Genomic DNA, 21880 nt, shown 5'->3' with positions numbered 1-21880 from the left:
GACCATGATCCTGAAAAGTGGAAACCGGTTTTCCGAAAAGATCATGGTCAAACACAAGGATGGAGCGGCGGCGCGACTTGGCTTGAGCATCGGCCTCTCTGTGCGCAACCGACGGATATCAGGCGACCTTGCGAGCTGCCGGTTGCCCAAGATTGATAATTCAAGATTGATAATTAGAGGATTCTAATTTAGCATCTCTATAATTACCGGTAATAAAGGGAGGGTGTTTATGGGGAAGTATCTATTTACCAGTCTTGCGTTGGTTTGTTCGGGAATACTTTTGAACCCGATTACCGCCGATGCAAAGGCCTTCAAATCTTTTCAGGGCAAGGAATGCAAGCCTGACTACAAACGGCTTTGCCCAATGACACCGATCGGCAAATGCGACCTTCAGAGCATGATCGAGCAGTTGTCACCCGCCTGCAAGGCTTTCGTCGAGAAGCACCGGTAATCCAGCTCTGCCATCGCCGCCGACCAACCGCCGGGTAGTCCGCGACAACGCCAGGTGTGGTGTGCCCCGGTCGGGGAATCGGTCGCCCAACAACAACAGTCCCGGTGGTCGGGCACAACGGCATATGCTGCACCGGGAATGAGGCGAGGCCGACGGTGCGACGGCCTCGCTGGATATCGGGCTTAGAGGCCTGCCGATCAGGCAGCGTAGCGTTTGGCCTCAGCCGCGTAGGCGCCAAGGACACCGCTCCAGCCACGCTCCGATTCGAAGGCCTGGCGCGCTGCTTCTGCGGTCTCGCCCATGTTCTCCAGAAGCCGGTGCTCGAGTTCCACCCGCGTCGAATTCTCGCCGAGCGCGACAAAGCGGATGTCGACCTCGGTCAGCAATGCCGGATCGTAGCGCCAGTCGGCCCCGATACGCCAGGCGCGCGTCAGCCTCGACGGCGGATCCCAGGCGAGAACCTCGCCCCAATCGCATTCTGACCCATCCTCGCCGATCTCGTACCAGCGGCCGCCGGCTTTCGGTTCGATCACCGCGGTCGTCAGGGCGGATTTGCCGATCGAGTGCGAAGCCGGCCACCACCGTCCGAACCCTGTCGTGAACACATCGAATGCCTTGTCGCGCGGCACCTCCACGGTCACCGACTTCCTGACCGGTGCGGGCTTGATCATGGTCGTCATTTCCTCTTCTCCTTGCTGTTGTCGACTTCCCGTTTGAAGACGTCGAGCGCATCGCCCCACATGCGATCGAGCCAGGCGCGCATCTCGCCGAGCCCATGCGGGTCGAGATGATAGATATTGCTGGCGCCCTTGGGCTCGGCACGGACCAGTCGGGCTTCCTTCAGCACTTTGAGGTGCTGCGATACCGCCGGCTGCGAGACCGGAAGCACCCGCGTCAGATCGATGACCGAGCGCGGCCGATCGGCGATGAGCTCGAACACCTTGCGGCGTGTCGGATCGGCCAAGGCCACCATTCCTGCGTAATCATAAACCATGACTTATGATAAGCTAAAACTTATGATAGGTCAACCGAGGGAGTGGCGGGCCTGTGTTTAAGCAACGGGCCGGTTCGGCCCGAGGCTCCGGGGTAATTCCTTCGCGCGGGGCATGGGCAGCAATGCGGATGCAAGATTGCTCAGGGAATCAATCCACCGCATGCGAGCCGGCAGGTATCGACCACCGGGGAAAAGTAAACCTGACGGCAAGGTTTTTACCTTATCGGTGTATATGTCTCTGCGGCGAAACATTAAGAACGGGTAAATTGGCTTGGCCCTAACTACGGAAGCCTCTCGCCACAGGCCCTCAGCCATATGGCAATTGCGCCTCTCCTTGTTTATGGCAATGTACGTGTTAGGTGCATCTGCACTATATCCAGAAGTATTCCGTACATCAGCCCTAATCTATTCTCACAAGTTTCTTATTGGCATGCCGGTCTTGTTTATCGGTGGCGTCTGTTGTGCCGCGCTCATCCATGGCCGACGGCAACCGGTTCGCTACGCCCTGGAATTGGTTCAAGGGCGCTGGCGCGGCTGTCTGTTGGTGCTGCTGTTCTTCTTTGCCAGCTTGACCGCGTTCTCCACCTACAAGATCGCCATCCCGTCCGTCGTCCCATACTATGCCGACCACTGGTTAGCCGACGCTGATGAATGGTTGCACGGGATGCCGCCGTGGGAGATCGCCCATAAGCTCGACAGCAACGGGTGGTCGCTCGTCGTCTTCAACAGCTATGAAGTCATTTGGTTCTACCAGTGGTTCGGCACCATCCTTTTCGTGGCGCTCTGGTCGGACGAGATTGCGCGCATCCGCTATCTCAGCGCGGCAGCGCTGACGTTGTGCATCCTCGGAACTGTCTTGGCTTTGGCGCTGGCATCGGTCGGGCCGGTTTACTACCACCAGTTTGTTGGCGTGGATCGCTTCCACGGATTGAATGCCGCCTTGGACAGACTGGACCATAGTTACATGGTGCGGGAACCCGCAGCATATCTCCTGATGGCTTACCGGAGTGGCCGGCCAAGCCTTGGCGGCGGCATCTCGGCCATGCCAAGCATGCATGTCGCCTTTGCCGCACTGAACGCCTATTTGCTGTCCTCGATCAATCTCTGGCTGGGCGCTCTGGGTTGGGCGTTTGCAGCCCTGATCCTGTACGGATCGGTGTACACTGGATGGCACTATGCCCTGGACGGCTACGTATCGATCGCTGCTGTATCTGTGATCTGGTGGGCAACCGGACGCCTGGTGCGCGAATAATTATCCACGCAAACCGCATATATGCTACGCGCCGATGGCGTTTTCGCATCGGCCAAACTCGCGATCGCAGTCAGGCAAAAAAGCCTCGCGCCTGACAAAGACGCTCTTTGCCGTGCTCGAACTCAACGGGGCGCTTTCGAATTAAATGGTGCGGTCGAGAAGACTCGAACTTCCACGGGTTGCCCCACAGCGACCTCAACGCTGCGCGTCTACCAATTCCGCCACGACCGCACGTGGTAGGAGCCAGAACGAACCGGCCCGCGGCGTGTAGCAAATCGTTTCCGGTGAAACAAGTGCGCGGCCAGCAATAATCGGCCGGATCGGCTTAACTCTGCAAAGCGCCGAACGTGCCCGGAACTGGACGTTTGTACCGATTGCCGCCATATGAGGGGCGAGACGACATATCATGACAGAACGCAGCCAGATCGCCACGTCGTTCCTGCCCTCGCCCGGCTCGGCGCCGGTCGAATGGCGCATTGAGCCCGGGCTCACCGCCTATCCCGATGCGCTCGCCGTGATGGAGGCGCGCGCCGAAGCAATCCGCAGCGGCGCGGCTGGCGAGATGGTCTGGCTGGTCGAGCATCCGCCGCTCTATACCGCCGGCACCAGCGCCCGTTTCGAGGACCTGATCGAGCCGGACCGCTTCCCGGTCTTTGCCGCCGGGCGCGGCGGCGAATACACCTATCATGGGCCGGGCCAGCGCGTCGCCTATGTCATGCTCGACCTCAAGCGGCGGCGCGAGGATGTCCGCGCCTTCGTCGCGGCACTCGAACAATGGATCATCGGCACGCTGGCCGCCTTCAACGTACGCGGCGAACGCCGCGAGGACCGCGTCGGCGTCTGGGTGGTGCGGCCGGATCGCCCCGCTTTGCCCGACGGCTCGGTCGCCGAGGACAAGATCGCTGCCATCGGCATCAGGCTGAGGCGCTGGGTGAGCTTTCACGGCATTGCCATCAATGTCGAGCCGGATCTCGGCCATTTCAGCGGCATCGTGCCGTGCGGCGTCCAGGATCACGGCGTCACCAGCCTCATCGATCTCGGCCTTCCCGTAACAATGGCCGATCTCGACCTGGCGCTGAAATCAGCCTTCGAAGATGTCTTCGGCCCGGCAGCGCCTTTGCAGGTCGAGGCGGCCCGCAAAGTCGGCTGACAGAACCTCACTGAAGACCGTAGTCCTACGCTGCGCCCCTCGCCTCCGCGAAGAACGGGTCGTCAGCGTTCGAGCCATGTCTTTCAGCGCATCCTCACATCGCGCCGATCCAGATTGCCATGGAAATGAGGAACGTGCTCATGCACACCAGCGAAACGACATCCTGAACAAGATCGGTCATAACTCTCTCCTGTTGTTAGTATGTTCGTATTTTGTTCTAATTTTGTTCGAATGTCAACGATCGCAATCCCGGCATGGCCGGAATTGCGTGCGGTCAATTTCGGCAGGGTTAAGAAAGGGTTGAGAGGCAGATTGCCGACGGTTTCGGGCCGAGAGCGCGCACGAAAAATAGCGGACGGCGCACGCCAGTTCGCAGGCCGGCATCACCTCGGTCTTAGCACACCCTAAAGCGGGACGACCTTGCCGTCGGCAAGCGTCACGCGGCGATCCATGCGCGAGGCAAGCTCGTGATTATGGGTGGCGATCAGCGCCGCCAGGCCGGATTGCCGGACCAGCGCTGCCAGCGCCTCGAACACATAGGAAGCAGTCACCGGGTCGAGGTTGCCGGTCGGCTCGTCGGCCAAAAGCACCAGCGGTGCGTTGGCGACGGCGCGCGCAATGGCGACGCGCTGCTGCTCGCCGCCGGAGAGCTCGGAAGGGCGATGCTGCGCCCGCTTGCCGATCTGCATGTAGTCGAGCAATTGCGCCGCCCGCTCGGCCGCCTCCTTGCGCGCCAGCCCTTTTATCAGCTGCGGCATCATGATGTTTTCCAGCGCCGAGAATTCAGGCAGCAAATGATGGAACTGGTAGACGAAGCCGACATCGTTGCGGCGGATCGCCGTGCGCTCGTCGTCGGAAAGCCGGCCGCAGGCGCGCCCCGCCAGGATCACGTCGCCGGCGTCCGGCCGCTCCAGCAGCCCGGCGGTGTGGAGCAGCGTCGACTTGCCGGTGCCCGACGGCGCCACCAGCGCCACCATCTCGCCACGCTTAAGCGAAAAATCGGCGCCGTTCAGGATGGTCAGCTTGCGCGGCCCCTGCACATAGTGCCGTTCGACGCTCTTCAGCTCGATAATGGCCTCGGCCATCATTCGTACCTCAGCGCTTCGACCGGATCGAGCCTGGCCGCCCGCCACGCCGGAAACAGTGTCGCCAGGAACGACAGCGCCAAAGCCATGAGAACGACCGAGATCGTCTCGCTGGCATCCATGCGGGCCGGCAGCTGGCTTAGGAAATAAAGCTCGGGATTGAACAGCCGCTCGTCGGCCAGCCAGGAGAAGAACTGGCGGATGCGCTCGACGTTGAGGCAGATCAAGATACCGAGCAGCACGCCGGCGATGGTGCCGACAACGCCGATCGCAGCGCCTGTCATCAGGAAGATGCGCAGGATCGCGCCGCGCGTCGCTCCCATGGTGCGCAGGATGGCGATGTCGTGGCCCTTGTCCTTCACCAGCATGATCAGGCCCGAAATGATGTTGAGGGCCGCCACCAGCACGATCAGCGTCAGGATCATGAACATGACGTTGCGCTCGACCTGCAGCGCGTCGAAGAACGTCTTGTTGCGTTGCCGCCAATCGACAAGGCTGATCGGCCGCTGCGCCGCCTCTTCGACCTTCGGCTTCAGCGCGTCGATATTGTCGGGATTGTCGGTGTAGATCTCGATCGTCTGCGCCCGGCCGTCCATGTTGAAATAAAGCTGCGATTCCGAGAACGGCATGTAAACGATGGAGCTGTCATATTCCGACATGCCGACCTCGAAGATCGCGGTGACCGGATAGCCCTTCATGCGCGGCGTCGTGCCGAGCGGCGTGACGTCGCCCTCGGGCGAGATCAGCGTGATCGTATCGCCAAGCACAAGGCCGAGATTCTCGGCCATGCGGCTGCCGATGGCGACGCCCTCGCCGGTGTCGAAGCCGACGATCGAGCCCTCCTTGATGTTGTTGGCGACGATGGTGATCTTGCCGAGGTCCTCGCCGCGTATGCCGCGCACCAGCGCGCCGGTGCCGCCGCCGACATTGCCTTGCGCCAGCACCTGCCCGTCGATCAGCGGAATGGCGTATTTGACGCCGGGCACGCCGTTGATGCGGCCGGCGACCTGGGCATAGTCCTCCAGCGGCATGTCGAGCGGCTGCACGATCAGGTGCCCGTTGACGCCGAGGATGCGCGTCAGCAGTTCGGCGCGAAAGCCGTTCATGACCGCCATGACGACGATCAGCGTGGCAACGCCCAGCATGATGCCGAGGAAGGAGATCGAGGCGATGACCGAGATCACCGTCTCCTTGCGGCGCGAGCGCAGATAGCGCCACGCAACCATACGCTCAAAGCCGGAAAAGGGTCCTGCCCCCGAAGGTTTGGCTGCTGCCGCTTCGTTCATGCGGCGGCACCGAAACGCTTTTTCACGTCGCCGATCGGCAGCGTCTCGCGCTCGCCGGTCCTGCGGTTCTTGATCTCGACCTCGCCGGCTGCGACGCCGCGCGGCCCCACGATCACCTGCCACGGAAGTCCGATCAGGTCGGCGGTAGCGAACTTGCCTCCCGGCCGCTGGTCGGTGTCATCGTAGAGCACCTCCTTGCCGGCGGCGGCAAAGGCGGCATGCATCTCACCGCAGACGCAGTCGCATTCGGCATCGCCAGCCTTCATGTTGATCAGGCCGATGTCGAACGGCGCCACCGCTTCCGGCCAGATGATGCCGTTATCGTCATGGCTGGCCTCGATAATCGCCGCGACCAGCCGCGACGGACCGATGCCGTAGGAACCGCCAGAGACGAAATGATCCTTGCCGTCCGGCCCGGTCACCTTGGCGCCCATCGGCTTGGAATATTTGTCGCCGAAATGGAAGATATGGCCAACCTCGATGCCGCGCGCCGAGACCTTGTCGGCTTCGGAGAGCTTTTCCCATGCCGCCTCGTCATGCATTTCGTCGGTGGCGGCATAGGGCGTCGTCCATGTCTTGACGATCTCGGCGATCTCGGCGTCATTCGAAAAGTCGGTATTCGCCCCTGGTACATCAAGCGAGAGATAGTCGCGATGGCAAAACACCTGGCTCTCGCCGGTGTCGGCCAGGATGATGAACTCATGGCTGAGGTCGCCGCCGATCGGCCCGGTGTCGGCGCGCATCGGGATCGCCTGCAGCCCCATGCGCGTGAACGTCCTGAGATAGGACACGAACATACGGTTATAAGCGGCCTTGGCGCCTTCATAATCGAGGTCGAAGGAATAGGCGTCCTTCATTAGGAATTCGCGCGAACGCATGACGCCAAAGCGCGGGCGCACCTCGTCGCGAAACTTCCACTGGATATGATAGAGGTTGAGCGGCAGGTCCTTGTAGGACTTGACGTAGGAGCGGAAGATCTCGGTGACCATCTCCTCGTTGGTCGGGCCGTAGAGCATGTCGCGATCTTGCCGGTCCTTGATGCGCAGCATCTCCTTGCCGTAGTCTTCGTAGCGGCCGCTTTCGCGCCACAGCTCGGCCGATTGGATGGTCGGCATCAGGATTTCGAGCGCGCCGGCGCGATTCTGCTCCTCGCGAATGATCCGGCAGACCTTGTCCAGTACCCGCTTGCCGAGCGGCAGCCAGGAGAAGCTGCCTTGCCCCTGCTGGCGGATCATGCCGGCGCGCAGCATCAGCCGATGCGAGACGATCTCGGCCTCGCGCGGATTTTCTTTGAGGATGGGCAGGAAATAGCGCGACAAACGCATGAACTGGTCCGTGAGAGAGGATGGCGGCGCCGGAATCGGCGCAGCGCAGGCTTGCTTGCCCCGGCTTCATAGCCATTTCATGGCGGAATGGAAACCCGGCCCAGGCGCTGCACAGACGCCGCAATTGCCGCACACGGCTTGCTGGGCGTTTCGCAAGCAACGCCTGCCGTACTATTGTGCACTGCAGCACGAGATTGCCTGTTTCCGGGCAAAATTCTTCGTGACATTTTCACCCGCCTTAGGCTAGTGTGCCCCGATAACCGAGAGGGCGGAGAAAAATCTGCCCTCCTACGCGGTCAAAGTCTTGGGAGGATGCGATCTAGGCGCGGTAACTCGCTGCCGCCGGACACCGGAAACAGATCGGACGCGTTTAAATTGCAAGGCCTCGCGCCTTGCATTTTTTTTGTGCAATCATTTGGTTAGCAAGACAGATTGCCAAACTACATGACGTTGCGTCAGCCCAAATCCGGCCCACGGCCTTTACTTGGGTTGACCTTGCTGGCTGAGCTTGATTTCAGGGCGTCGGCATAGGTCTTGGATAGCCGGACGTTGGGTAGCCGGCTAATGCGCTGGGCTCTGGTTGAAATCCGGCACGATGTGCGGGATGTCGTCGATGCCGAGACCAAGCCCTCTCGTGATGCCGTAGAAGATGCCCATCAGGACCAGTGTGGCGATCGTCGTGCGCAGTGCGGCGCGCAGCATATGCGGTCCGCGCGGCGCGCTCGGAACCGTACCCAGCGTCACATCCTGGTCCTCGTCCTGCGTCCGCATGCTGAACGGCAAGACGGCGAACAACACCACCCACCATGTGGCGAAGAACAGGGCGATGAAAGAGACCCAGCTCATGCTTGCTCCAGTTCGACCAGCGTGCCGAAAAAGTCCTTGGGGTGCAGAAACAATACCGGTTTGCCATGCGCGCCGGTCTTCGGATTGCCATCGCCCAGCACGCGCGCGCCGCTGGCCTTGAGACGGTCGCGCGCCGCAACAATGTCGTCAACCTCGTAGCAGACATGGTGCATTCCGCCGGACGGATTCTTCTCGAGGAATGCCGCGATCGGCGAGCCTTCGCCGAGCGGCTCCAGCAACTCGATCCTGGTATTGCCGACGTCGACGAACACCACCGTCACGCCATGCTCCGGCAGCGCCTGCGGCGCGGTCACGCGGGCGCCAAGCGTATCCCGATAGGCCGCCGCCGCCGCAGCCAGATCCGGCACGGCAAGCGCGACATGGTTGAGGCGTCCGAGCATTGACTGCGTCCTTAGGGCAGTAAGGCAATAGGGCAGTATGGGAGTAGGGAAAACTACTTTCTCCCCTACTGCCGTACTGCCCTACTCCCCTATTCCCTTACCGCGTGACGAACACCGTCACCAGCGGCTTCTTGCCCCAGGCTTCGTTGGCCGCGCCGCGCACCGCGCGCCGCACCGCCTCCTGGACCAGGTCGAGGTCTTTTCGGCGCTGGCGGGGGATGGAGTCCACGGCGCCGATTGCCGCATCGATCATCAGGTCTTCCAGGCTCTCGCCGCTGCCATCGGCCTCGGCGACGCCGATGGCGACGAGATCGGGATCGCCGGCGAGTTCGTATTTGTCGTCGAGCACGACATTGACGGCGACGTGGCCGGCGAAGGACAGCTTGCGCCGGTCGCGAATGCCCATCGCCTGGTCGGTGCCGACCAGCCTTCCGTCCTTGTAGATGCGGCCGAACGGCACCTGGTCGATGATCGCAGCCGCACCCGGATAGAGCCTGAGCATGTCGCCGTCGCGCACCTGCGCCACCTGGCCGATGCCGGACGTCGACATCAGCGAGCCCTGCGCCACCAGATGCGCCGCCTCGCCATGCACGGGAACGCCGATCTGCGGCCGCACCCATTCATACATCTTGCGCAATTCGCTGCGGCGCGGATGACCGGAGACATGCACCAGCGCATCGCCGTCCTCAATGATCTTGATGCCGAGATCGATCAGGCGGTTCTTGATCTCGAGGATCGCCTTCTCATTGCCGGGAATGGTGCGCGAGGAAAACACCACCGTGTCGCCGGCAGTCAGCGCCACCGACTTCATCTCGTCGCGCGACAGCTTGGCGAGTGCGGCAAGCGGCTCGCCCTGGCTGCCGGTACAGATGATGACGAGGTTTTCGCGCGGGATGAAGCCGTAATCTTCCTCGGCGATGAATTCCGGCAAGCCGTCCATATAGCCGAGTTCATCAGCCACATCGATGACGCGCTTCATCGAGCGGCCAAGCACCAGGCACTGGCGGCCGGCATCCCGCGCTGCCTTTGCGATGGAGACGATGCGCCCGACATTGGAGGAGAAGCTGGTGACGGCTACACGGCCCTTGGCGTTCTGGATGACGCTCTTGATGCCCTCGCCCACCGCCACTTCGGACGGCGATTCCCCTTCCCGCAACGCATTGGTGGAATCGCAGATCAGCGCCAGCACGCCCTTGTCGCCATAGGCGCGGAAGCGTGACTCGTCGGTCATCGGCCCCACCGTCGGCGCCGGATCGATCTTCCAGTCGCCGGTATGGATGACGACGCCGGCCGGAGTGGTGATCGCCAGCGACATCGGCTCGGGAATGGAGTGCGCGACGGGGATGGCCTCGATCTCGAACGGACCGACGGTGAATTTCTCGCCGGCCCGGTAGATCGTCACCGGAATTTTCGGCGCCCCTTGCTCGCCCTGCCGCTTGGCTTCCAGCAGGCCGGCGCTGAACGGCGTCATCCACACCGGCGCCTTGAGCTTCGGCCAGATGTCGTGCAGCGCACCGTAGTGGTCCTCATGCGCATGGGTGATGACGATCCCGCGCAGATTGGCGACATTCTCCTCGATGAAGCGCGTGTCGGGCAGCACCAGGTCGACGCCGGGCAGGGTTGCATCGGGAAAGGTGACGCCGACATCGACGACGATCCATTCGCGCGCATTGGCCGGGCCATAGCCGTAGAGGGCGAAGTTCATGCCGATCTCACCGACACCGCCGAGCGGCACGAAGACAAGTTCGGCGTTTTCCGCTTTCGCCATGATCTTTCCTTCCTTGCCCGTCAAACTCTTGGGCCGGTCAAATTCAAGCTGGTCAAATACAGGCCAGTCAAACGTATTGGCCAGTCAACCGCCGGCCGAGGCAACCGCGCCGAAATGCACGTCGCCGGCGGCGATCGTCAGAACCGAACCTTCATCGTCGCGGATCACGAAACGGCAGTCCTCGTCAATGGTCTCGAAGGTGCCGCGCACCACATTACCGTCAATTCTGACAGCAACCTGCCCGCCAAGCCCCGCCGCACGCGCCAGCCACCGCTGCCTGACGGCGGCAAGCCCACGCCCTTCGTTCCACAGCCGGGCATTCTCGCTCCATGCATCCGACAGCGCCAGAAACAGCGTCTCGGCATCGCAAGCAGACCCCAGCGCGTTGAGCGACGTCGCTGGATAGGGCAAATCCCTGGGATAAGCCACCACATTGACGCCGATGCCGACAGCCACTGCGGAACGGCCCCCCTCCAGCATCGCCGATTCCAGTAGGATGCCGGCGAGCTTGGCGCCCGAGGCAAGCACATCGTTCGGCCATTTCAGCTCGAAACGGTTCTTGCCTTGGCTCGCACCATCGAGGCCGATCGCGATCCTGCCCTTCGGCACGGCAGCGTCGAGCGCGTCGGCCAGCGCCAGTCCGGCAACGAAGCCGAGCGTCGCGGCAAGCCGAAGCTCGGTGTTGGTGATCACCAGCAGCGTCGCTGCCAGATTGCCTTCGGGCGTCGCCCAGGCGCGGCCACGGCGGCCACGCCCGGCTTCCTGCTTTTTTGAGACGACCCAGAGCTTGCCCGGATCGCCGGCCCGCGCGTGCTCCAGCGCCAGCGCATTGGTGGAGCCGACCGTGTCGTGCGCCTCGAGCCGGAACCCTTCCGAAGCCGCGGTTGGAGCCAGCCTGAATGTCATTCCGTCAGAAGAAGGTCTTGGCTGCGGCAGCGGCGTAGGTTCCGATCGGGCCGCCGATCAGCACGTAAAACAGCACGAAGGCGCCGCAGACGCCGAGCACGACGCGCAGTTCGGTCGCCATCGGAACGAAGCCGCCGACCGGTTCGTCGAACCACATGATCTTGATGATGCGCAGATAATAATAGGCGCCCACCACCGAGGCCAGCACGCCGATGATCGCCAGCGCGTAGAGATTGGCGTTGATGGCGGCGAGGAACACGTACCATTTCCCCCAGAAGCCGGCGAGCGGCGGGATACCGGCCAGCGAGAACATCAGGATGGTGAGGATCGTCGCCATGATCGGATTGGTCGCCGACAGGCCGGCGAGATCGCTGATCTGCTCGACATTGCCCTCCTTGCGCCGCATGGCGAGGATGAAGGCGAAGGTGCCGAGCGTCATCACCAGGTAGATCAGCATGTAGATGGCGACGCCGCGCACGCCATCCTGGCTGTTGGCGGCAAGGCCGACCAGCGCATAACCCATATGCCCGATGGAGGAATAGGCCATCAGCCGCTTGATGTTGGTCTGGCCGATCGCCGCAAAGGCGCCGAGCGCCATCGAGGCGATTGAGATGAAGACGATGATCTGCTGCCAGTCGGCGGCGATCGGCTTGAAGGCGCCCATGGTGACGCGCACCATCAGCGCCATCGCCGCCATTTTGGGTGCCGCCGCCAGAAAAGCCGTCACCGGCGTCGGCGCACCTTCATAGACGTCGGGCGTCCACATATGGAACGGCACCGCCGAGATCTTGAAGGCAAGGCCGGCCAGCACGAAAACCAGGCCGAAGACGAGGCCGAGCTGGCGCTCGCCGCCGCTCAGCGCCGCGGCGATCTCCTGGAAGCCGGTGTTGCCGGTGTAGCCGTAGACCAGCGAGATGCCGTAAAGCAGCATGCCCGACGACAGCGCGCCGAGGACGAAGTACTTCAGCCCGGCCTCGGTCGAGCGCAGATTGTCGCGGTTGATCGCCGCCAGCACGTAGATCGCCAGCGACTGCAGCTCGAGGCCGAGATAGAGCCCGATCATGCCGTTGGCCGAGATCATCAGCATCATGCCGAGCGTGCAGAGCAGGATCAGCACCGGATATTCGAACTTGTCGAAATGCTCCGCCTGGGCAAAGCGGACCGACATGACCAGCGTCACCGCCGAGCCGATTAGCGCCAACACCTTCATGAAGCGGGCGAACGGATCCTGGATGAAGGCTTCGCCATAGGCGTTGCCCTGCCCCGGGGAAAAGATCAGCCAGGCGCCAGCGATCACCAGCACGGCGACGGCAAGGCCGCTCACTGTGACGGTGGTGTTGGCGCGCGAATAGGCGCCGAGCATCAACAGCGCCAAGGCGCCGATGGCGAGGATCAGCTCTGGCGTCGAGAGCGACAGGCTGGAGAGAAGGTCCGGCGTCATGGTTCGCAAAACCCCAGTCAGTTCGCCGCCGCGGTCTGCGCGGCGCCGATGGATGCAGTGACATTGGTGACGAGCGCCTTGACCGATTCGGCCGTCGCGTCGAAGATCGGCGCCGGATAGACGCCGAAGAAGATGACCAGCGCGACCAGCGGATAGATGATCACCTTCTCGCGTGTCGACAGGTCCAGCAGGCCTTTCAGGCTTTCCTTGGTCAATGCGCCGAAGATCACCTTGCGGTAGAGCCAGAGCGCATAGGCCGCCGACAGGATGACGCCGGTGGCGGCGAAGAACGCCACCCAGGTGTTGACCCGGAACACGCCGAGCATGGTCAGGAACTCGCCGACGAAGCCGCTGGTGCCGGGCAGGCCGACATTGGCCATGGTGAAGATCATGAACACGGTTGCATATTTCGGCATGTTGTTGACCAACCCGCCATAGGCGTCGATGTCACGCGTGTGCATGCGGTCGTAGACGACGCCGACGCAGAGGAACAGCGCGCCTGAGACCAGGCCGTGCGAAAGCATCTGGAAGATCGAACCCTGGACGCCTTCCTGGTTCATCGCGAAGATGCCCATGGTAACGAAGCCCATGTGGGCGACCGACGAATAGGCGATCAGCTTCTTCATGTCCTCCTGCATCAGCGCCACCAGCGAGGTGTAGATGATGGCGACGACGGAGAGCGTGAAGATCAGCGGCGCGAACATTTCGGATGCGATTGGAAACATCGGCAGCGAAAAACGCAGGAAGCCATATCCGCCCATCTTGAGCAGGATGGCGGCCAGGATCACCGAGCCGGCCGTCGGCGCTTCGACATGGGCGTCCGGCAGCCAGGTATGCACCGGCCACATCGGCATCTTCACCGCAAAGGAAGCGAAGAAGGCAAGCCATAGCCAGGTCTGCATATTGGCCGGGAAGTTGTGGGTCAGAAGCGTCGGGATGTCGGTGGTGCCGGACTGGAAGAACATCGCCATGATAGCGAGCAGCATCAGCACCGAGCCGGCCAGCGTATAGAGGAAGAACTTGAACGAGGCATAGACGCGCCGTTTGCCGCCCCACACGCCGATGATAATGAACATCGGGATCAGGCCGGCTTCGAAGAAGACATAGAACAGGACGATGTCGAGCGCGCAGAACACGCCGATCATCAGCGTCTCGAGCAGCAGGAAGGCGATCATATAGGCCTTGACGCGCTTCTCGATCGATTCCCACGAGGCGAGGATGCAGAGCGGCATCAGGAAGGTGGTCAGGATGACGAACAGCATGGAGATGCCGTCTACGCCCATATGGTAGGAGATGCCGGAATCCAGCCAGGCAAACTTCTCGACGAACTGGAAGCCGGGCTGCGAATTGTCGAAGCCGGTCCAGATGAACAGCGAAACCACGAATGTGAAGGCGGTCGTGAACAGCGCAATGGCGCGGATGTTGCGGCGCGCATTGTCGCTGTCGTCGCGCACGAAAAGGATGAGCAGCACACCAACCAGCGGCAGGAAGGTGACCAGCGATAGGATCGGCCAGGCGGTCATCAGAGCATCATCCAGGTGACGAGTGCGGCAACGCCGATCAGCATGGCGAAGGCATAGTGGTAGAGATAGCCGGTCTGCAGCTTGACGACGCGGTTGGTGACGTCGACGACGCGCGCCGAGATGCCGTCCGGCCCGAGCCCGTCGATGATAGTGCCGTCGCCGGTCTTCCACAGGAAGCTGCCGAGGCGCTTTGCCGGCCGCACGAACAGGAAGTCGTAGAGCTCGTCGAAATACCATTTGTTGAGCAGGAAGGCGTAGAGCAGGCGATGGTTGGCGGCGACGCTCCGAGGCATTTCCGGCGCGCGAATGTAGAATTGCCAGGCTATCGCAAAGCCGATCAGCATGGCGATGAACGGCGCGAGCTCGACCCAAAGCGGCAGTTCGTGGATCTCGTGCAGGATGTGGTTGTCAGGCAGCGTGAACAGCGACACCTTCCAGAATTCGGCATAGCCCTCGCCGATGAAGGCGCCGTGGAAGATCACGCCGGCGAACAGGGCGCCTGCCGCCAGGATGAACAGCGGCACCAGCATGACCGGCGGCGATTCATGGACATGGTGCATCACCTCATGGCTGGCCCGCGGCTCGCCATGGAAGGTCATGAAGATCAGCCGCCAGGAATAGAAGGAGGTGAAGCAGGCGGCAACGACCAGCAATATGAAGGCAAACCCGGCGACCGCATTGTGGCTGGCAAAAGCGGCTTCGATGATGGCGTCCTTGGAGAAGAAACCGGCCGTGCCGATGATCGTCACCGGGATGCCGACGCCGGTCAGCGCCAACGTGCCGATCACCATCATCCAGTAGGTCGTCGGGATGAGCGTCCTCAGGCCGCCCATCTTGCGCATGTCCTGCTCGTCGGAGACGGCGTGGATGACCGAACCCGAGCCGAGGAACAGTAGCGCCTTGAAGAAGGCGTGCGTGAACAGATGGAAGATCGCCGCGCCATAGGCGCCGACGCCGAGCGCCACGAACATGTAGCCGAGCTGCGAACAGGTCGAATAGGCGATGACACGCTTGATGTCGTTCTGGACGAGGCCAACTGTCGCCGCGAAGAAGGCGGTGAAGGCGCCGATGAAGGTGACCACGGTCAGCGCCGAATGCGACAGCTCGAACAGCGGCGACAGCCGCGCCAGCATGAACACGCCTGCCGTCACCATGGTAGCGGCATGGATCAGCGCCGAGACCGGCGTCGGGCCTTCCATGGCATCCGGCAGCCAGGTGTGCAGCGGCACCTGCGCCGACTTGCCCATGGCGCCCATGAACAGGAGCAGGCAGACGACTGTCATCGCGGCTTGCTTATCAAGCGCATAGCCGAGGAAGGTCAGTACGGCCGGACCCTGCTGCGCGCCTTCGGCCGGAATGAACGTCGCCGCATTGGCGAAGATGGTGCCGAGATTGACCGAGCCGAAAAGCACGAACACGCCGAATATGCCAAGCGCGAAGCCGAAATCGCCGACGCGGTTGACGACGAAGGCCTTGATCGCAGCCGCATTGGCCGACGGCTTCTTGTACCAGAAGCCGATCAGCAGATAGGAGGCCAGACCGACACCTTCCCAGCCGAAGAACATCTGCACGAGGTTGTCGGCCGTCACCAGCATCAGCATGGCGAAGGTGAACAGCGACAGATAAGCGAAGAAGCGGGGCCGGTCCGGGTCGTGATGCATGTAGCCGATCGAGTAGATATGGACCAGCGCCGACACCGTATTGACGACGACCAGCATCACTACGGTCAGCGTGTCGATCCGCAGCGCCCACGACGCTTCGAGGCCTCCCGACTGGATCCATCGCATCACCGGCACGGTGAACACCTCGCCGCCGCCGAAGCCGACCGAGAAGAAGGCGACCCACGACAGCACAGCCGCGATCACCAGGAAGCCGGAGGTGATGTATTCGGAAGCCTTGGCGCCGAGCGAGGTGCCGAACAGGCCGACGATCAGGAAGCCGAGCAGCGGAAGGAAGACGATGGCCTGATACATGGTGGTTCCGTCAACCCTTCATCATGTTCACGTCTTCAACCGCGATCGAGCCGCGGTTGCGGAAGAAGACGACGAGAATGGCAAGGCCGATCGCCGCCTCGGCCGCCGCGACGGTCAGCACGAACAGTGCGAACACCTGGCCGACCAGATCGCCGAGCGCCGCCGAAAAGGCGACGAAATTGATGTTGACCGCAAGCAGGATCAGCTCGATCGACATCAGGATGACGATGACGTTCCTACGGTTCAGGAAGATGCCGAACACGCCGAGCGTGAACAGGATCGCCGATACGGTCAGGTAGTGCGCGATGCCGACGACCATGTCAGACTCCTTCGCCCGTCTTGACCTTGCGGATTTCCACTCCGGTTACCGGCGTGCGGCCGACCTGGGCGGCGATCGACTGCCGCTTGACGCCCGGCTTGTGGCGCAGCGTCAGCACGATGGCGCCGATCATGGCGACCAGCAGCACCAGCCCCGCCACCTGGAAGTAATAGAGGTAATCCGTATAGAGGATGTCGCCGAGCGCCGCCGTGTTGGAGCGCGCGGCCAGGTCCGGGATGGGCTTCGAAACCGTCGCCGCCAGTTTCGGCGCAAATGTGTAGCCGCCGAGCACGATGATCAGCTCCGCTGCCAGGATCAGGCCGACCAGCGCGCCGATCGGCGCGTATTGCAGGGCGCCTTCCTTCATCTCGGCGAAATCGACGTCGAGCATCATCACGACGAACAGGAACAGCACCATAACCGCGCCGACATAGACGACGAGCAGGATCATCGCCAGGAACTCGGCGCCGGTCAGCATGAACAGGCCGGCGGCGTTGAAGAAGGTCAGGATCAGGAACAGCACCGAATGCACGGGATTGCGCGCCGAAATGACCATGAACGCCGATGCCACCGCGACAAAGGCGAAGAGGTAGAAAAAGGCCGCCTCTAGTCCACTCAGCATGGGTTCCCCCGGGTTTCCTGTCCGAACAGGACGTTCGTCCTGTTTTTTGCCACCGCCTCCGGTCGGCAAGTTGCGTGTTCCTTAAACGAGGCCCCTCGCCCCGTCCATGCGTCAAATATCAGCGGTAAGGCGCATCCAGCGAGATGTTGCGCGCCAGCTCACGCTCCCAGCGGTCGCCATTGGCCAGAAGCCTGTTCTTGTCGTAATAAAGCTCCTCGCGCGTCTCCGTCGCGAATTCGAAATTCGGCCCCTCGACGATAGCGTCGACCGGGCAGGCTTCCTGGCAGAAGCCGCAATAAATGCATTTCACCATGTCGATGTCGTAGCGCACGGTGCGCCGCGTGCCGTCATTGCGGCGCGGGCCGGCTTCGATGGTAATGGCCTGCGCCGGGCAGATCGCCTCGCACAATTTGCAGGCGATGCAACGTTCCTCGCCGTTCGGATAGCGGCGCAGCGCATGTTCGCCACGGAAGCGCGGGCTGACCGGCCCCTTCTCATGCGGATAATTGATCGTCTCCTTCGGCGCGAAGAACTGGCGCATCGACAGGAAGAAAGCACTGACGAAATCCTGCAATAGCAGTGACTTGGCGGCCTGGGACAATGCTGACATCAGGCAAACCCCGTGATCTTGAGGAAGGCGGCGGTGGCGACCACCATGAACAGCGAGATCGGCAGGAAGACCTTCCAGCCGAGCCGCATCAGCTGGTCGTAGCGATAGCGCGGCACGAACGCCTTCACCATCGAGAACATGAAGAACACCAGGCAGACCTTGAGCACGAACCAGATCAGCCCCGGCACCCAGGTGAACGGCGCGAAATTGAAGGGCGGCAGCCAGCCGCCAAGGAACAGGATGGTGGCCAGTGCGCACATCAGGACGACGGCGACATATTCGCCCAGGAAGAACAGCAGGAACGGCGTCGAGGAATATTCGACCATATGGCCGGCGACGAGTTCCGATTCGGCTTCCACGAGGTCGAAGGGCGGACGGTTGGTTTCCGCCAGCGCCGAGATGAAGAAGACGATGAACATCGGAAACAGGGACAGCCAATGCCAGTCGAGGAAGGTATTGGGCAGGCCGATCCTCGTGCCCAGCCCATCCTGCTGCGACAAAACGATATCGGTCAGGTTGAGCGAGCCGACGCAAAGCAGCACGGTGACGATGACGAAACCGATGGAGACTTCGTAGGACACCATCTGCGCCGCCGAGCGCAGCGCACCGAGGAACGGGTATTTCGAATTGGACGCCCAGCCGCCCATGATCACGCCATAGACCTCGAGCGAGGAGATCGCGAAGACATAGAGGATGCCGACATTGACGTTGGCGATCGCCCAGCCCTCATTGACCGGGATGACCGCCCAGGCTGAGATCGCAAGCACCGCCGACACCAGCGGCGCCAGCAGGAAGACGCCCTTGTTGGCGCCGGACGGAATCACCGGCTCCTTGAAGACGAATTTCAAAAGGTCAGCGAAGGCCTGCAGCGTGCCCCATGGGCCGACGACGTTCGGGCCGCGACGCAGCTGCACCGCCGCCCAGATCTTGCGGTCGGCGTAAAGCACATAGGCGACGAAGATCAACAGAACGACGATCAGCACGACCGACTTCAAAAGGATCAGCAGCGCCGGCAGCACGTAGAAGGAGAAGAAGGTGTCCATGTCTACTCCGCCGCCTGCCTGAAGCCGTTCTTCGCCAAAGCCGAGCACTCGGCCATCACCGCGGAAGCCCGCGCGATCGGGTTGGTCAGGTAGAAATCCTTGACCGGCGAGGTGAAGGTGCCCTTGTTCAGCCGCCCGCCGAGCTTGGCCACCCTGGCGATGTCGGCCGGGTCGCCGGCCGCGACATGGTCGATGCGGGCAAGATGCGGGTATTCCGCATAGAGCCTAGCGCGCAATTGCGGCAGCGAATCGAACGGCAGCTTCTTGCCGAGCACATCCGACAGTGCCCGAAGGATCGCCCAGTCCTCGCGCGCCTCGCCGGGCGCGAAGCCGGCCCGGTTGGTCTGCTGCACGCGGCCTTCGGTGTTGACGAAGGTGCCCGACTTCTCGGTATAGGCGGCACCCGGCAGGATGACGTTGGCGCGATGCGCGCCCTTGTCGCCATGCGTGCCGATATAGACGACGAAAGCGCCGCCGGTCTTGGCCATGTCGATTTCGTCGGCGCCGAGCAGGAACAGCACATCGGTCTCGCCCAGCATGCCGGCGACGTTCCTGCCGCCCTCGCCCGGCACAAAGCCGACATCGAGGCCGCCGACCCGCGCCGCCGCGGTGTGCAGTACGGCAAAGCCGTTCCAGTCGGCCCTTGCGGCGTTGACGGCGACGGCGAGCTTCGCCGCCTGGCCGAGCACGGCCGCGCCGTCCGGACGCGCCAGCGCACCCTGGCCGACGATGATCAGCGGATGCGTCGCCTTCTTCAGCAGTTGAAAGAATTTGCCGTTGCCATCGGCAAGATCCTTCAGCGATTCCGGCCCGGCGCCGAGTTGCTCGTAATCATAGCGCGTATCGCCGACATCGCCGATGACGCCGACCGGCAGATTGCCGGCCCGCCAGCGCTTGCGGATGCGGGCGTTGAGCAAGGACGCCTCGAAGCGCGGATTGGCGCCGATGATCAGCACCGCATCGGCCTGTTCGATGCCTTCGATGGTCGGGTTGAAGACATAGCTCGCCCGGCCGAGCGACGGATCGAGTGCGGCACCGTCCTGGCGGCAGTCGGTGTTCTTCGAGCCAAGCGAAGCCATCAGAAGCTTCAGCGCGTAGATCTCCTCGACGGCGGCAAGATCGCCGACAATGGCACCGATCTTTTCGGGTGCGGCATTCGACACCGCTTCCTTGATCGCGGCAAAAGCCTCGGCCCAGCTTGCGGGGGCCAGTCTGCCGTCCTTGCGCACATAGGGCCGGTCGAGGCGCTGCGTGCGCAAGCCGTCCCAAATGAAGCGGGTCTTGTCGGAAATCCATTCCTCGTTCACCGCCTCGTTGGTACGCGGCAGGATGCGCATCACTTCGCGGCCTCGGCTATCGACGCGGATCGCCGAGCCGACGGCGTCCATGACGTCGATGGATTCGGTCTTGGTCAGTTCCCACGGCCGTGCCTGGAAGGCGTAGGGTTTGGAAGTCAGCGCACCGACCGGGCAAAGGTCGATGACATTGCCCTGCAGTTCCGAAGTCATCGCGCTTTCGAGATAGGTGGTGATCTCGGCATCCTCGCCGCGGCCGATCAGACCGAGTTCCGATATGCCGGCAATCTCGGTGGTGAAGCGGACGCAGCGCGTGCAATGGATGCAGCGGTTCATGATCGTCTTGACCAGCGGCCCGATATACTTGTCTTCGACCGCCCGCTTGTTCTCGTGGTAGCGCGAGGAATCGACGCCGAACGCCATCGCCTGGTCCTGCAGGTCGCACTCGCCGCCCTGATCGCAGATCGGGCAATCCAGCGGATGGTTGATCAGCAGGAATTCCATCACGCCTTCGCGCGCCTTCTTGACCATCGGCGTGTTGGTGAAGATTTCCGGCGGCTCGCCGTTCGGGCCGGGGCGCAGGTCGCGCACGCCCATGGCGCAAGACGCCTGCGGCTTGGGCGGCCCGCCCTTGACCTCGATCAGGCACATGCGGCAATTGCCGGCGATCGACAGCCGCTCGTGGAAGCAAAAGCGCGGAACTTCCGCGCCGGCGTCCTCGGCCGCCTGCAGCAGCGTGTAATGGTCGGGTACAGTGATCTCTTTCCCGTCGACCTTGAGCTTTGCCATTTCGCCTCAAACCCCTGCGGACGTTCCGCAATCTTTCCTTCCGGACGCAGCCGAGACCGCGCACGATATTGAATTCACTTTTTGACCCCGGCCAACGCGGCCGCCTGACCGATCCAGCCGTCACGGCCGATGCGGCCCTTCAACGACAGGTAATCTTCGACCCAGGCGATCTCTTGCGGCGTCCACGCGGCGATCTGGGCGTATGTCCAGATGCCAAGGCCGTTCAGCACCTTTTCCAGTTTCGGCCCGATGCCCGATATCGCCTTGAGGTCGGCCGGCTCAGCTGGCCGGTCCATCGCTTTGGGCTGCTTGAAATCTTCCGGCATCAGCCCGGCCGAGGCATCCGCTGCAACGGTGCTCGCATTCGCCAAGCTCCGCGCCGCGGTGCTCGTCGCAATGTCGGTCACGTCATTGGCGAAGGACTGCGCCTCGGCAATCAGGGTTTTGGTCGCTGCGCGCGCCTTTGTCGAGGAGCTTTTGCCGGTCGCGGAAAAGCGTTCCGTCCTGGCTTCGAAATCCTCGGCGACCGGCTGCCAAAGCCGCTGCGAAGTTTCGGCCGCGCCCGAAAGCACGCCCATCCAGATGCCAAAGGCGTGGTTGGCAAGACCGATGCCGAGTGCCGCCATCGCCGCCGCACTCGCGACAGGATGCGCCAGGAGATTGACGGCATTGGCCATCTCCTTCGGCATCATCCTGGTCAGATCCTGGTTCATCTTCAATAACGGGTCCATATCGGGCGTAAAATCGTCGGGTGTCGAAAACAGCGACATAGGTGGTCTCCTGGTCGTTTCCGTCTGCCCC

The 21880-nt window shown here is 62.4% G+C and carries 21 protein-coding genes and 1 tRNA gene; 3 read left to right on the top strand and 19 right to left on the bottom strand.

The genetic code is table 11. From position 1 onward, the window contains the following. Positions 1-229: 229 nt before the first annotated feature. Positions 230-451 (top strand): hypothetical protein, encoded by a 222-nt coding sequence (locus tag NKH29_RS01380; protein WP_156948157.1) that lies wholly within the window; start codon positions 230-232, stop codon positions 449-451. A gap of 197 nt (positions 452-648) precedes the next feature. Here the strand turns inward: NKH29_RS01380 and NKH29_RS01375 are convergent, their stop codons facing one another. Together NKH29_RS01375 and NKH29_RS01370 are read right to left on the bottom strand one after the other, a co-directional pair. Continuing rightward, positions 649-1131: an SRPBCC family protein gene (locus NKH29_RS01375; protein WP_352998852.1), complete on the bottom strand. Its 483-nt coding sequence runs from the start codon at positions 1129-1131 to the stop codon at positions 649-651. Continuing rightward, positions 1128-1445, bottom strand: coding sequence for an ArsR/SmtB family transcription factor (locus NKH29_RS01370; protein ID WP_352998850.1), 318 nt, complete (start codon positions 1443-1445; stop codon positions 1128-1130). The genes NKH29_RS01375 and NKH29_RS01370 overlap by 4 nt, the downstream gene beginning before the upstream one ends. Before the next feature lie 430 nt (positions 1446-1875). Here NKH29_RS01370 and NKH29_RS01365 point away from each other — a divergent pair, with 430 nt between their 5' ends. Continuing rightward, complete coding sequence (locus NKH29_RS01365; RefSeq protein WP_352998848.1) at positions 1876-2697, top strand: phosphatase PAP2 family protein; 822 nt, start codon at positions 1876-1878, stop codon at positions 2695-2697. Positions 2698-2843: 146 nt separating this feature from the next. Here the strand turns inward: NKH29_RS01365 and NKH29_RS01360 are convergent. Continuing rightward, positions 2844-2928, bottom strand: a tRNA-Leu gene (locus tag NKH29_RS01360). Positions 2929-3103: 175 nt separating this feature from the next. On the opposite strand from NKH29_RS01360, the gene lipB reads away from it, so the two are divergent. Continuing rightward, complete coding sequence (gene lipB / locus NKH29_RS01355) at positions 3104-3847, top strand: lipoyl(octanoyl) transferase LipB (RefSeq protein WP_352483062.1); 744 nt, start codon at positions 3104-3106, stop codon at positions 3845-3847. Positions 3848-4251: 404 nt separating this feature from the next. Here lipB and NKH29_RS01350 read toward each other — a convergent pair whose 3' ends face one another. From NKH29_RS01350 to NKH29_RS01275, 16 genes are all read right to left on the bottom strand, one after another. Beyond that, entirely contained in the window at positions 4252-4935 is a 684-nt protein-coding gene (locus tag NKH29_RS01350) for an ABC transporter ATP-binding protein (RefSeq protein WP_023720730.1), read from the bottom strand. After that, the gene (locus NKH29_RS01345; protein ID WP_352791256.1) at positions 4932-6218 is read right to left on the bottom strand and encodes a lipoprotein-releasing ABC transporter permease subunit; all 1287 of its coding nucleotides are present in this window, start codon (positions 6216-6218) and stop codon (positions 4932-4934) included. Before NKH29_RS01345 ends, NKH29_RS01350 begins: the two co-directional genes overlap by 4 nt. After that, entirely contained in the window at positions 6215-7543 is a 1329-nt protein-coding gene (gene proS, locus NKH29_RS01340; RefSeq protein WP_352791258.1) for a proline--tRNA ligase, read from the bottom strand. Before proS ends, NKH29_RS01345 begins: the two co-directional genes overlap by 4 nt. A gap of 561 nt (positions 7544-8104) precedes the next feature. After that, on the bottom strand, positions 8105-8389 hold the full coding sequence (locus NKH29_RS01335; protein WP_352590101.1) for a DUF1467 family protein: 285 nt from the start codon (positions 8387-8389) through the stop codon (positions 8105-8107). After that, positions 8386-8790: a methylmalonyl-CoA epimerase gene (gene mce, locus NKH29_RS01330; protein ID WP_352483057.1), complete on the bottom strand. Its 405-nt coding sequence runs from the start codon at positions 8788-8790 to the stop codon at positions 8386-8388. The genes NKH29_RS01335 and mce overlap by 4 nt, the downstream gene beginning before the upstream one ends. 97 nt (positions 8791-8887) lie before the next feature. Beyond that, entirely contained in the window at positions 8888-10558 is a 1671-nt protein-coding gene (locus tag NKH29_RS01325) for a ribonuclease J (protein WP_023720735.1), read from the bottom strand. 84 nt (positions 10559-10642) lie between these two features. Beyond that, on the bottom strand, positions 10643-11464 hold the full coding sequence (locus NKH29_RS01320; protein ID WP_352998846.1) for a biotin--[acetyl-CoA-carboxylase] ligase: 822 nt from the start codon (positions 11462-11464) through the stop codon (positions 10643-10645). A gap of 4 nt (positions 11465-11468) precedes the next feature. Next, positions 11469-12905, bottom strand: coding sequence for an NADH-quinone oxidoreductase subunit NuoN (nuoN, locus tag NKH29_RS01315; protein WP_352998845.1), 1437 nt, complete (start codon positions 12903-12905; stop codon positions 11469-11471). A 17-nt stretch (positions 12906-12922) separates the two neighbouring features. Then, entirely contained in the window at positions 12923-14428 is a 1506-nt protein-coding gene (locus NKH29_RS01310) for an NADH-quinone oxidoreductase subunit M (protein ID WP_023720738.1), read from the bottom strand. After that, on the bottom strand, positions 14428-16401 hold the full coding sequence (gene nuoL / locus NKH29_RS01305) for an NADH-quinone oxidoreductase subunit L (RefSeq protein ID WP_023720739.1): 1974 nt from the start codon (positions 16399-16401) through the stop codon (positions 14428-14430). Before nuoL ends, NKH29_RS01310 begins: the two co-directional genes overlap by 1 nt. A 10-nt stretch (positions 16402-16411) precedes the next feature. Next, the gene (gene nuoK / locus NKH29_RS01300; protein WP_023676620.1) at positions 16412-16720 is read right to left on the bottom strand and encodes an NADH-quinone oxidoreductase subunit NuoK; all 309 of its coding nucleotides are present in this window, start codon (positions 16718-16720) and stop codon (positions 16412-16414) included. Position 16721: 1 nt separating this feature from the next. Continuing rightward, positions 16722-17342 carry an NADH-quinone oxidoreductase subunit J gene (locus NKH29_RS01295; RefSeq protein WP_352483053.1) on the bottom strand — a complete coding sequence of 207 codons (621 nt, stop codon included), beginning with the start codon at positions 17340-17342 and terminating at the stop codon, positions 16722-16724. Between the two features lie 118 nt (positions 17343-17460). Beyond that, a complete protein-coding gene (gene nuoI, locus NKH29_RS01290; RefSeq protein ID WP_352998843.1) occupies positions 17461-17952 on the bottom strand; it encodes an NADH-quinone oxidoreductase subunit NuoI in 492 nt (163 codons plus the stop codon). Further along, positions 17952-18995, bottom strand: a complete 1044-nt coding sequence (nuoH, locus tag NKH29_RS01285) for an NADH-quinone oxidoreductase subunit NuoH (RefSeq protein ID WP_352483051.1) — start codon at positions 18993-18995, stop codon at positions 17952-17954. The genes nuoI and nuoH overlap by 1 nt, the downstream gene beginning before the upstream one ends. A gap of 2 nt (positions 18996-18997) precedes the next feature. After that, the gene (gene nuoG, locus NKH29_RS01280) at positions 18998-21079 is read right to left on the bottom strand and encodes an NADH-quinone oxidoreductase subunit NuoG (protein ID WP_352998841.1); all 2082 of its coding nucleotides are present in this window, start codon (positions 21077-21079) and stop codon (positions 18998-19000) included. 74 nt (positions 21080-21153) lie between these two features. Further along, positions 21154-21849, bottom strand: coding sequence for a helix-hairpin-helix domain-containing protein (locus tag NKH29_RS01275; protein ID WP_352483048.1), 696 nt, complete (start codon positions 21847-21849; stop codon positions 21154-21156). Between the last annotated feature and the right edge of the window lie 31 nt (positions 21850-21880).

The sequence above is a fragment of the Mesorhizobium sp. M1295 genome (assembly GCF_040318135.1).
Taxonomy (GTDB): Bacteria; Pseudomonadota; Alphaproteobacteria; order Rhizobiales; family Rhizobiaceae; genus Mesorhizobium.
The sequence above is the reverse complement of the archived record's forward strand: the minus strand, read 5'-3'. Positions and strand labels throughout refer to the sequence as shown.